This window comes from Vibrio sp. TBV020, from assembly GCF_046056895.1.
In the GTDB taxonomy this organism is placed as follows: domain Bacteria; phylum Pseudomonadota; class Gammaproteobacteria; order Enterobacterales; family Vibrionaceae; genus Vibrio.
In genome coordinates this window covers 1,262,616-1,275,017 of record NZ_JBEEAQ010000001.1, presented here as the reverse complement: position 1 = coordinate 1,275,017, position 12,402 = coordinate 1,262,616, and the positions used below count along the sequence as shown (strand labels likewise).

Below are 12,402 nucleotides of genomic sequence, written 5' to 3'. Positions count from 1 at the left end.
ATTTGAATGCATATTGGACCAGAGTTTTTGCTAGCCGCTATCCGCCTTAAAATTAAGGACGAAGGCTTGTGCTATAGCGCATTGTCGGAAAAAACCGGTATCCCACTGTCGACGATAAAACGGCATTTGCACAACCCATCCCTTGGTTTGGATAAGATCCTCATCTATACCAACCACCTCAATACGGATCTAAAAGAACTGTCTGAGATTGCCATTCAAATACAGCGAGATAACGAACAATTCTTATCTGACGAGCAGAATGAACTCTTTGTAGAGTATCCTTATTTGCTCGACTTTATCTACTTAGTAACTTCTTGCAACATGCCTCCTGAAGACGTCGCGAAAGAATACCAGCTGTCTGATACCAGTTTGCGTTTTTACTTAAGCATTGCAGAAGTACTTGGATACATCGAAAACCTCGGCGATAAGGTGTTCTATCGCTCCGGGCGTCGTTTTATTATGGAAGAAGGTACTGCTCTAGATACTCTATTTAAGCGTCGCTTTGAACAAGTGTCCATGGCAGATCAAACTCTATCTCAAGTGTGCCACGCTCGAGTTCGTCTCACAGCAGAACAGAGACTCAAACTTGAACAAGAGATCGATCAAAAAATTGGCGAAATGCATGCTGCCAATTGCGCTAACGGAACAGGCGAGCTAACCAACGTTCTGTTTCGCAATATTCCCGGCCAACAGATTTTCTTTTCTGATGGCCTGCCAGAAATAGATGGTGAACTTCTCAAAACGGTGTCTGCGCGCTTCAGAAACCGATAATTTCATTTTTAAAAGCCGCTGTCATCGAGCAGCGGCTTAAAATGCTTCTGTTATTCAACCCGCCAAACTCGCTCCTTTCTTAAGGCTCAGATCTACGTTCGAGTCATAAATCGTGAACTAAATATCCATTTTAGCGTCACCTATACGCAAATTTTCTACATTTCACTCGATATAGTTACTCGGAAAATTAAACCAATAAACATATACGAGTTAACTATGAATAAGAAAACAATCGCCCTTAGTATCTTACTCGGCTTAACGGCTGTTGGCTGTACAACAAGCAACATGGATGCACACTCTAAGTTCCGCGGTGAGCAAGCGCTAGAAGCGGACCAATCGCAGTGGTTCCGTGAACTACGTATGGAAGATTGGGAGAAAGTCGTACCAAAAGAAGAAATTCGCTCTGTACTTGAACGCATTAACTCTGGCGGTGAGCTACGAGACTTTATCAACAACGATGAGCCGGGCAACTGGACATACGAATTTACTAAAGCCGCTGACGCCTTGGCAGCATCCGCAACTGATTACGAATCATTTCGTAAAGCCTCTATGATGTACCTAATCGCGTCATACCCGAATCACTTAACTCCTCAAGAGCATAATGCCATTGAGCGCTCTGTCGAGACATATGTTAAGGCTGAAGCATTCAGTAAGACAATTAACGTCGAGCGCGTAGAGATGCCATTACCAGCAGGCGGCACAATTACTGGTCTGTTACACTTGCCAAAAGAGGCCAATAAGCCACCTGTTATTCTCTACACTGGTGGAGTCGATAAAGTATTGACTGAACACCGTGATTCTATCGATAGCCTATTGAAAGATGGCTATGCTGTCCTCACGTTTGATATCCCTGGTGGCGGTTTAAACAATCAAATCCACATAGAACTAGGAAAAGAAGACCAAGCTCACCAAGCTGCTTTAGCTTACGTTAAGTCTGACCAACGCCTTGATAGTAGCAACGTTGGGGCACTAAGCTCTTCTGGTGGTGGCGTTCCACTGATGATGTTTACCATAAATACACCAGAGCTGAAAGCTGCCGTAGCACGTTGCGCAGTTGTGACTGACGTCCTGACCGACACTAGTGTTTTCTATGATGCACCACTCATGTCTGTGATGTCTTATGGTTACCGCGTAGGTGTTGAAGACGTGAGCGATTTAGGCTCTTATGGCAAGTGGACAGTCCCACTAGCGCTTAAAACACGCGGCTATAAAGAGAACGTTACAGAGGTGCCAATCCTTGCGATCAACACAAAAGATGACATGGTGAACCCACCTCAAGAGATGGAATATACAGCCGGACTATCAACTCATGGTGAAGTGGCTTACTTTGGCAACTCGGGCCACTGCCCAGATGGGGAAGCAGCAGAGCAAGCTATCACAGGTTTCTTTAATAAGTACATGTAAAGAAAGGCAGAATAACCAGGCCAGCAATCCTATTGCTGGCCTTTTACTATTTTGACAAGCAAGATATATATTCGCTACTGTCTGTCAGCCATCACAGCGAAATTTCACCCACATTCAATGCCTTTATAAAACGCTGTGATCAAACAGCGGTTTCTCAATAATTATTGGTTAGATTTTATCCAGTCTCAATAACTAAGCCCGCTGGTCTCTGTTCCTGCCACCTTGTTACAAACATGTTAAATAGTATTTGTTAGACCATTTTATACAATATACATTCACCTCATCCCTGTTGGTGAAATGTCGGTTAGCCCCAAGCCGTTCGTGGCGTTAGCCTCCCCTCCCATTTCACCAAAGGGTTACTCCTATAAGGAAATAACGAGGAAGCTATGAAAGCCAAAAAACTGATCGCATTGAGCGCTATTGCTGCTGCATTTATGGCAGGCAATACCATCGCAAAGCCTTACCCAGCTGGAACACAACTTGCTGACAAACAAGAAATCGTACTTAACAACGGCGCAGAGGTCACATCAATTGATCCTGCAAAGCAAGCCGCTGAACCTGCTTTTAACTTAGGTCGAGACCTATTCGAAGGCCTGACGGTACAAGATAAGCAAGGTAAAACCATTCCTGGTATAGCCGAAAGCTGGCAAGCCAATGAAAACAATACGGTTTATACGTTCAACCTACGTGAGTCCCAGTGGTCCAATGGTGACCCGCTGACGGCACACGATTTTGTTTACAGTTGGATGCGATTAATCGATCCAGAAACAGCTTCTCCTTACGCTTGGTTTGCTGCCATTCCTGGTATCAAGAACTCAAATAAGATAATGAAGGGTGAAGCGCCTGCAAATACGCTCGGCGTACGTGCAATCGACGACTACACCTTTGAAGTCACCTTAGAAAAACCCGTCCCATTTTTTATCAAACTCTTAAGCCATCCAGTACTTGCCCCTGTTCATAAAGCAACTATCGAACAACATGGCAGTGCTTGGACTCAGCCTGAGAATATCGTCACCAATGGCGCTTTCACGGTTTCTAATTGGAAAGTGAATGAAAAAATGGTGATGGAAAAAAATGAAAGTTACTGGGATGCCGACAACGTAGTATTAGAGAAAATTACATGGCTACCAATTGGCGACGCAAATGTGGCGCTTAACCGCTATCTTGCCGGTGAAATTGACCAAGCACTCTCAATTCCTTCTGCACAAAAGAACAAACTGCTTAAAAAGTTCCCAGAACAAGTAGCAGATACCAGTGCTTCATTGGGCTCGACTTTCTACTACCTAAATACTGAAAAGGGAGCAACAAAAGACCTTCGCGTTCGTCAGGCGCTTTCTTACGCTATAGACCGCAACATCATCACTAAAGCAATTGCTAAGAATGGTGGTATTCCGATGTTCACATTAGTCCCACCACAAACAGACGGCTTTAAAACTCACACTCCTGAATTCGCCACTTGGGATCAAGCCAAGCGCAATGCACAAGCAAAAGCGCTGATTAAAGAGGCAGGTTACAGCGCTTCAAACCCGTTGAAACTAACGTTCACCGTCCCTACCTTCTCAAAAGATGTGAAGATGGCAACGGCAATGGCGGGGATGTGGAAGAGCGTTCTAGGGGCTCAAATCGAAATCAAACAGCTTGAGCCAAAAGTATTCTACGCACTGAAAGATCCTGGCAACATCAGCCGTGGTGGTTGGACTGCGGACTACAATGAAGCATCCACATGGTTAGATATTTTCGTATCAACTGGCGAATACAACGACTCTAAATACAACAACCCAGAGTATGACCGTTTAATGACAGAGTCGAAGAGTTTGAGCGACCCATCTGCAGAGTATATTGCAGCTGAGAAACTGCTTATTGAAGATATGGCCATTATTCCGATGTACCGCAGTGGTAACAACCAATACCTAATTAAAGAGTACGTTGGGGGTTATGAGCGTACTAACCCAGAGTCTTCATACTACCGCAAGAATGTTTACGTAAAGGCCCACTAATTGGGACGGTTTGCCCCTAGGGTCTGTTAACCCTTTGAGGTGATTTTTGCAGCTGTTGGTGGCTTCTTTATACCAGGCAGAGGCTTTGAAATGTAGTGCTCCTACCTGATAAGCCGATAACGCAGTAGAAAGGAGCCACAAACGCTGCCCGAAGGGTTCGGCTAAAAGCGTTTTTCTCTTTGTTGAGAGGTGTTTTGCTTAGGAGACTAGGCGTCAAACCTCTCGCCGCGACAAAAACGCTTTTATCTCGAACAAAATTTAACCGCAAAAGGTTAACAGACCCTCCCGACGTCCTCGTAGGTTGCGGGCTTTTTTCTAAGGAAAGGATACGTCATGTTGTTGTATATTCTTCGCCGCTTGCTCATTGCAGTGCCGACCCTCCTATTCATAGCGTTGGTCTCATTTTGGCTAATGCATATTGCGCCAGGAGGCCCCTTCGATATGGAGCGTCCAATGCCAGAAGTGGTGCGCGCTAATATTGAAGCAAAGTTCCACCTCAACGAGCCTTTTATCATCCAATTTTTCATCTACATCGGTAACTTTATTCAGGGTGACTTAGGTCCAAGCTTTGTCTACCAAGACTTTAGTGTCACTGAACTGGTTGGGCAATCTTGGCCTGTTTCAGCAGTACTGGGCGTGATTTCATTCTGCATCTCGGTGCCTCTAGGCATGGTCTTAGGCACTATCGCGGCGCTTAACCGCAATGGAAAACTCGACTACTTATTGATGTCACTTTCGATGACTGGAGTCGTCATCCCTGCGTTCGTTTTAGCTCCAGTGTTAGTCACAATCTTTTCAATTCATTTAGGTTGGTTACCTGCTGGCGGCTGGGAAGGCGGCCAAATGGCATTTTTAATTCTTCCTGTCCTTAGCCTTGCGATTGGTTCGGTAGCGAGTATCGCCCGTGTTATGCGTGGTGCGATGATTGAAACCCTCAATCAACCTTATATTCGGACTGCTAAAGCCAAGGGTCTTTCCACCAGCTACATTTTATTTCATCACGCTCTGAGACCATCACTCATCCCGATCATTGCCATGCTCGGTCCAAGCTTTGTTGCTGTAGTTACTGGCTCTGTGATCATCGATATCTTCTTTAGTACAGGTGGTATGGGGCAACACTTTGTCTCCGGTGCATTAAACCGAGATTATGGATTGGTCATGGGCATCACCTTGATCGTTGCTTCTCTTACTATCTTTTTCAACTTGGTGGTCGACATTCTTTACACCGTCATCGACCCGCGCATTCGTGTTTAGGAGGTAACGAATGTTAACCAAACAAATTGATGCCAAGGAGCTGGCTGATCAAATGAGCTCCAATATCGAAGCCGTAGAAGGTCGCAGCTTATGGCAAGACGCTTGGGCACGATTTCGTCGTAACCGAGCGGCGATGACCTCTGTTTACGTATTGGTGTTCATTGTTTTCTGTATTGTTTTCGGACCTCATTTCGCCTCTTTTGGCCACGATGAAATTGATTGGAATGTCGTTGTAGACCCTTATGAATTAGGCAAGCCCTCCCTGAGCTCTGGTCATTACTTTGGTACAGATGACCTTGGCCAAGATATCTTTGCTCGGACGATGCAAGGCGGCAGGCTTTCTATCATGGTTGGTTTCATGGGCGCACTGGTTGCCGTGGTAATAGGTACTGCTTGGGGAGCTTTGTCGGGTTACCTTGGCGGCATTGTTGATAGCACGATGATGCGTATTATCGAGGTATTGGATTCAGTCCCATTCATGTTCTTGGTCATTTTGTTTGTCACCCTGTTTGGCAACAACATTTACCTAATTTTCGTCGTTATCGGCATGGTGTCATGGCTTGGAATAGCAAGGGTAGTTCGCGGTGTCACTTTCAGCATTAAAAAGCGCGAGTTTATTGAAGCCGCTCATTCGATTGGGGTTTCTCGATTAACGATTGTACGTCGACATGTGTTACCTAATGTTCTTGGCATCGTCATGGTCTATTCATCATTAATGGTACCCGGCTTCATTATGTTTGAATCTTTTCTCAGCTTTTTAGGTCTAGGTGTACAGCCGCCTGATACTAGCTGGGGAATCCTAATCGCTGAAGGAGCGAAGACTATTGACGTTGCGTTGTGGCAATTGGTCTTCCCTTCCATTTTCCTTGTCGCCACGCTGTTCTGCTTTAACTTCATAGGTGACGGCTTACGTGATGCACTCGACCCGAAAGATCGCTAAGGAGTAGTGATGAGTATTCTATCGATTAACAAAATGAATGTGCGCTTTCAAACCCCTGATGGTTTGGTTCAAGCCGTGAGCGATCTTTCCTATTCGATCAATAAAGGAGAAACACTGGGCATTGTTGGCGAATCGGGTTCTGGTAAAAGCCAGTCGGTGTTCGCGCTCATGGGTTTAACCGCTGACAACGGCCGAGTCACAGGAGAAGCCAACTTTCACGGTGAAAATCTTCTGACTATGTCCAAAAAGCAACTCAATCATATTCGAGCTGAAAAGATTGGCATGATCTTTCAAGATCCAATGACTTCGCTTAACCCATTTATGAAGGTCGGCAAACAGTTAGCTGAAGTACTGATGATTCATAAAGGTATGTCTAAAAAGGAAGCCGAAACCGAAGCGATTGCTATGTTGGATGCAGTACGTATCCCCTCTGCTGCGACACGTATGGCGCAGTATCCTCATGAAATGTCTGGCGGTATGCGTCAACGTGTGATGATCGCGATGGCATTGTTATGTAAGCCGGAGCTACTCATTGCCGATGAGCCAACTACTGCACTTGATGTAACAGTACAAGCACAAATCTTAACGTTGCTGCGTGAACTGCAAGCAGAGTTTAACACCGCTATCTTGCTCATCACTCACGATATGGGAGTCGTAGCGGAAATGTGTGACCGTGTATTGGTTATGTATGGGGGAAGAAAAATGGAAGAAGCGGATACCGACTCTATTTTCGATAACCCAGCACACCCATATACCCAAGGTTTGCTTAAGGCGATCCCTTCCATCACCGAAGATATGGACAGATTACCAACCATACCTGGTAATCCGCCAAGTGCGCTGATTCATAACAAGGGCTGCCCGTTTAAAGAGCGTTGCAGTAATTACAGAGCAGAATGCAGCGCAACTGTACCACCGTTTCGTTCGCTATCTAGTCACCAAGGTCTTGCTTGCCATGTTAATGCACCAGCGACCATTGCCAATATTGCCCGCTCAGCTTAGGAGAATGTATGACAAAACCTGAAATATTGCTCTCAGCACGCGATCTCAAAGTCCACTTTGCTATCAACAAACATATTCTGCCAAGCAAACGTAAAGTCGTTAAAGCGGTTGATGGTATCGATCTCGACGTTTATCGCGGTGAAACATTAGGTATTGTTGGTGAGTCTGGCTGCGGTAAATCGACCCTTGCACGGGGTTTACTACGTCTTATTGAACCAAGCGACGGGCAACTGCACTGGAAAGGTGAAGATATGCGAGGCTTTGGCAAGAATGAACTGGCAAAGCGTCGCCGAGAGTTTCAGATGGTCTTTCAAGATCCGTCAGCCTGTTTAAACCCTCGATTGACGATTGCCGAATGTATCGCTGAGCCTTTACTGACTCACGAACCACAATTAACGCGCAAAGAAATCGAAAATCGAGTCATTGCTATGATGGACAAGGTTGGCCTGCTTGCGAGCCAACGAAATAGATACCCTCATGAGTTCTCAGGTGGGCAATGTCAACGCGTGGGCATTGCTCGTGCACTGATTTTGAAGCCTGATTTAGTCGTGTGTGATGAGCCCGTCAGTGCTCTCGATGTCTCGATTCAAGCTCAGGTCATCAACCTACTTGATGACCTTAAGCAAGAAATGGGGCTGACACTGGTGATGATCGCCCACGATCTAAGCGTCGTTCGACATATCAGTGACCGTGTAATGGTGATGTATTTAGGTAAACCGATGGAAGTCGGACGCTATGACAAAGTGTTTGATGATGCTAAACACCCTTATACAAGAGCGCTGCTCTCTGCGGTACCCATTGCTCACCCAACACTCGCGCGCAATCGCGATATTCAATTGTTGCCGGGAGATTTGCCATCACCGCTTAACCCACCAAGCGGTTGCGTGTTCAGAACCCGCTGCCCAAGCGCGACGGAGCTCTGCGGAGAACAAAAGCCAACCAAGAGTGGGCAGATTGATCACCATATTTTTTGTACACATACTTTGCTAGGAAGCCAACAACTATGACAATCACTACGGTTCCACAACGCCTTGACGCCTTACGCAAAGGCATGAACCAGCATAACTTTGACGCTTACATCGTCACAAACAATGATCCTCATGCCAGTGAATATTCAGCAGACTACTGGTTAGCGCGCCAATGGATTTCAGGGTTTACTGGCTCCGCCGGAGATGTGGTTGTTACGAAAGATGGCGGCGGCTTATGGACAGACGGCCGTTACTATATTCAAGGTGCAGAACAACTGGAAGGTTCTGGGCTAGCATTGTTTAAGGCAAGACTCCCAGAAACACCAACAATAGCTGAATGGCTAGCTCAAACTCTGCCAGAAAACTCCACAGTAGGTGTAGATGGTCGCAGTATCAGCCAACAGTTTTTTGCCGAGCTTAAAGCAGCCTTTAGCGGTCAATCGATACGTATTGTGCTCGACCAAGACCTGATTTCTCCGATATGGCATGACCGCCCTGCTCGTCCTTCGTCTCCATTATTCAACCACCCAATAAGTGTTGCAGGGCTGAGCGCAACAGATAAAGTGACACAGATTCGTCAGTACCTAACCGAACAATCTACCGACGCTATACTTATTAGCACGCTCGACGACGTGATGTGGACGCTGAATGTCCGTGGCGGTGATACCAATTACTGCCCGATTTCCGAAGGCTACCTACTGATTGACCAGAGTAGTTGCCGCTTGTTCATTGATCCGAGCAAGTTGACTCATTCTGTAAGCCAACAGCTCGCTCAACATCAAGTCCACATCCATGACTATGAGCACCTTAGCACAGCGCTAAACCTTATAAACCAGGGTTCTACACTTATTTATACTGCGAAGAATAGCGACAGCCTGCTCATCAGCCAAATTAAATCAGAGCTTACGCTTGTCGATAAACCATGCCCAGTGACTGTAATGAAAGCGCAAAAGAACCAGACCGAGCTTAACAGTCTAGAAGAAACTCTACGCCAAGATGGTGCAGCTATGGTCAAGTTCATGAAATGGCTCGACGAACAAGTTCCTAGCGGCAACGTAACCGAACTCAACGCCGAACACAGATTAATGAGTTATCGCAAGCAAATCGATGGTTACATCTGCGATAGCTTTAGAACAATTGCTGGTTATGCTGAGCACGGCGCAAAAATGCATTACGCAGCAAATGAAGAGAGCAGTTATCAGGTCGGCGAATCTTATTTCTTTTTAGTCGACTCCGGCGGTCAATACCCTGGTGGTACTACCGATATTACGCGCACATTCCATTTCGGCTCGCCGACTGAACAAGAAAAACGCGACTACACTTTGGTGCTCAAAGCAGTCATTCGCCTCACCCAATCTCGCTTCATGAAAGGGTCGACCGGTGCGAATCTCGATATTATGGCGCGCGGTGTTCTTTGGCAGCATGGTATTGACTACAAATGTGGCACTGGTCATGGAGTGGGCATTTGCTTAAACGTTCACGAAGGGCCGCAAAACTTCTCACAGAATCCTCGAGAAGTCGCCTTATTGCCAGGAATGGTCATCACCAATGAGCCAGGAGTTTACCGCGAAGGAATCCATGGTGTGCGTATCGAAAACATCATGAAAGTTGTGGAAGTTGAAGAAAACGAATTTGGAACATTCTACGGCTTTGAAACCATTACTCTGGCCCCAATTGCGACATCGATGATTGAAAAATCTATGCTCGATTCAGGCGAGGTAGCTTGGTTGAATGGTTACCATCAGAAATGCCAATCTCAGCTTGATTCTTACCTTTCTGCCGACGAGTGTGAGTGGCTCAATAAGGCAACGCAACCAATTTAATTCTGAATCTCCTTTTGTTGTGTTTACAACTTAAGTTTGCCGGCCTTCGGGTCGGCTTTTTTCTCCGTTTTCCCCATGTTTTCTGCAAATAAACACGACTCATCTACACTAATTAAAAAGCACAACTAAGTTCGAACAACGACAAGCTAGGAACCCAGATAGGAAAAGGGAGCCTATTTATGGATTCTGTTGCGCTGTATATTACGTTGGAAGTATTCATAACGACTTGTTGTACCTACATTGCTTCTCAGATGCTGCTAGGCAAGGTTCATTTTGCGAGCCTTGCACTGATCGTCATTTTTTAGCTCCTTACTTACATTTATTCCAGTTGTTGGCTGGGTGATCAGTTTAGGGATACTGGTATATCTTTTACATCGAGTCACCACCATTTCTGTCGAAGAGAGCTTGCTCATTGCTGTCGTGGGGAAAGTACTTAGTTATTTCATCACCGAAGGCGTTCTCTACTTCGCAGCGCTCTGAGCATTCGTTAGCGCACAATTCGAGATTGGACACTCAAAAAGGGGCGCTTATCCCCTTTCTATCGTTAACACTTGAACCCGTAGACCTAGTATATCTTCGATTCATTGACGAAGAAGTTTTCGTTTAAATACTTAGCCACTGGAACAAACGCAGAGTTTGAAAAGTTGGACGCATTATTCGCCCCAGAGCCTACCTTTAAACCATCCGTCGATTCTAAAGGTGTAGAAGGTGCAGATGTCCATTCGGCGCTGGTTTTGAACTTCCCAGTCAACATATATTCGTAGACAACACCAAAGCCAGCTCCTGGATTTAGGTTAGCCTTAATATCATGAATTTCGTCCAGTTTTCCGTTGCTTTCATCTACTGAATCACTCGGGTCTTCATCACAATCTACAGCAGTACCCTTAACCCTAGGTGTCGTAACGTAACCATTGCCGTAATTACATTCATTGTAATAGAGCGAGCTATCGTAGTTGATCAACGATATATGATCGTCGTAGGCATTTTTGAGCTTCATCCCCAATGCATGGTTATCGTCACCATCGATGTAATAGTCAAACAACTGCATCATTTTTTGATAAGCGGTTGTGGTCAGTGTTTCATCTGTTCCACCAATATCGGTATAGACCAACTCAATACCTTCGAGTGTCGAACTATTATCAGCAAAGCGAGAAAGATCGAGTATAAACTCTTCATCCAATGTACTACCGCTAGGTTCACCAGTAGTTACACCGATAACAATGGTACGATTAGAAAACCTCTGGTTAACATCACTTGATGCCATATGTAGAAAGTCTTCAACTTGCTTAATAACCGTTTCATGTTGCTTCTGAGTGGCAGTGTTCATCGGCAATACATAGACACCATCTTCAAACGCACAATTCGCAACATCAACACGCTGTGATATAACCGTACCATAGCTCTTTTCATAACAATCGAGCTTACTATAAACCTGTGCATTAACCGGATTTGGTTTCGCATTGGTTGATGAGCCATCATCACAAGCCGTTAAAGTAATAATCAGCGGAAGAACAAGCGATATCGGGTGTCTTTTGAAGTTCATGGACCGAGCCTTGAGTTTGCAACTCTGTAGAGTATTGGAAGATAGATATTAAGGTCGGGCGTCCTTGCCCTATGCAAAAATGCCAACGTGGCAAATTAGAATTTGTATGCCAGACCAACGTTGGCTGACGCTACGTCATTATTGCTTGCACTAAATACTTCGTATGTTGTTTGCAGTGTGAAGTGCTGAGTAACGTCCCATCCAAGGCCTAAGCCATATACTGCACTAGTGTCACTGTCAGATAGAGTTCTTGACTGTCCCGCTTGAATTGTCGCAACGGCGTCAATATCAAAGTTGTGATAACCAAGCTTTGCCATTAGGTGAAAATGGTCGCCAAAATAAACTTTAGGTAACAGGTTCACACCGTATGAAGTGACGCTCGCTTTTGTCGAGATATTGGCCCACTTTTCGGTTGTTGATCCTAAATCCTTGTATTCCACTTCTGTCGCCAAAACAAAACGATCGCTCAACGCAAAGTTGTAACCTGTGTAAGCGGTAAAGCCATCTTCAACTTCATTACTAGAGGCTAGGATGGTGTCGTAGTGCATCATTGAATATGCGCCACCGACGTAAAAGCCATCGCGTGCCACTGCTGCTGTTGAAAGTGACGCAGCAATCAGTGACATCGCTAGAATCGTTTTTTTCATAATGGTTCCTATGATTTTTATCAGTCGTGTTGTTGCGACGAATCATAGCAATACTC

The 12,402-nt window shown here is 45.4% G+C and carries 11 protein-coding genes; 9 read left to right on the top strand and 2 right to left on the bottom strand.

The annotated features are described in order from the left end of the window. The first annotated feature begins 6 nt into the window (after positions 1–6). The 9 genes from AAFX28_RS05500 (at position 7) to AAFX28_RS05460 (ending at position 10,461) form a co-directional block, all read left to right on the top strand. The gene (locus AAFX28_RS05500; RefSeq protein WP_408686384.1) at positions 7–771 is read left to right on the top strand and encodes a transcriptional regulator; all 765 of its coding nucleotides are present in this window, start codon (positions 7–9) and stop codon (positions 769–771) included. Positions 772–987: 216 nt separating this feature from the next. Continuing rightward, a complete protein-coding gene (locus AAFX28_RS05495; RefSeq protein ID WP_408686382.1) occupies positions 988–2,175 on the top strand; it encodes an alpha/beta hydrolase in 1,188 nt (395 codons plus the stop codon). Positions 2,176–2,561: 386 nt separating this feature from the next. Continuing rightward, positions 2,562–4,172 carry a peptide ABC transporter substrate-binding protein gene (locus AAFX28_RS05490; protein ID WP_408686380.1) on the top strand — a complete coding sequence of 537 codons (1,611 nt, stop codon included), beginning with the start codon at positions 2,562–2,564 and terminating at the stop codon, positions 4,170–4,172. Between the two features lie 333 nt (positions 4,173–4,505). After that, positions 4,506–5,426 (top strand): oligopeptide ABC transporter permease OppB, encoded by a 921-nt coding sequence (gene oppB / locus AAFX28_RS05485; RefSeq protein ID WP_408686378.1) that lies wholly within the window; start codon positions 4,506–4,508, stop codon positions 5,424–5,426. Positions 5,427–5,436: 10 nt separating this feature from the next. Beyond that, the gene (locus AAFX28_RS05480) at positions 5,437–6,366 is read left to right on the top strand and encodes an ABC transporter permease subunit (RefSeq protein WP_408686376.1); all 930 of its coding nucleotides are present in this window, start codon (positions 5,437–5,439) and stop codon (positions 6,364–6,366) included. A 9-nt stretch (positions 6,367–6,375) separates the two neighbouring features. Further along, complete coding sequence (locus AAFX28_RS05475; RefSeq protein ID WP_408686374.1) at positions 6,376–7,365, top strand: ABC transporter ATP-binding protein; 990 nt, start codon at positions 6,376–6,378, stop codon at positions 7,363–7,365. An 8-nt stretch (positions 7,366–7,373) separates the two neighbouring features. Continuing rightward, complete coding sequence (locus tag AAFX28_RS05470) at positions 7,374–8,372, top strand: ABC transporter ATP-binding protein (RefSeq protein ID WP_408686372.1); 999 nt, start codon at positions 7,374–7,376, stop codon at positions 8,370–8,372. Continuing rightward, the gene (locus tag AAFX28_RS05465; protein WP_408686371.1) at positions 8,369–10,156 is read left to right on the top strand and encodes an aminopeptidase P family protein; all 1,788 of its coding nucleotides are present in this window, start codon (positions 8,369–8,371) and stop codon (positions 10,154–10,156) included. The genes AAFX28_RS05470 and AAFX28_RS05465 overlap by 4 nt, the downstream gene beginning before the upstream one ends. A 179-nt stretch (positions 10,157–10,335) precedes the next feature. Beyond that, entirely contained in the window at positions 10,336–10,461 is a 126-nt protein-coding gene (locus AAFX28_RS05460; protein WP_408686369.1) for a hypothetical protein, read from the top strand. Positions 10,462–10,721: 260 nt separating this feature from the next. On the opposite strand, the gene AAFX28_RS05455 is transcribed toward AAFX28_RS05460, so the two are convergent. Continuing rightward, positions 10,722–11,699: a histidine ammonia-lyase gene (locus AAFX28_RS05455; RefSeq protein ID WP_408686367.1), complete on the bottom strand. Its 978-nt coding sequence runs from the start codon at positions 11,697–11,699 to the stop codon at positions 10,722–10,724. A 95-nt stretch (positions 11,700–11,794) separates the two neighbouring features. Continuing rightward, a complete protein-coding gene (locus tag AAFX28_RS05450; RefSeq protein WP_408686365.1) occupies positions 11,795–12,346 on the bottom strand; it encodes an outer membrane beta-barrel protein in 552 nt (183 codons plus the stop codon). Positions 12,347–12,402: the final 56 nt, after the last annotated feature.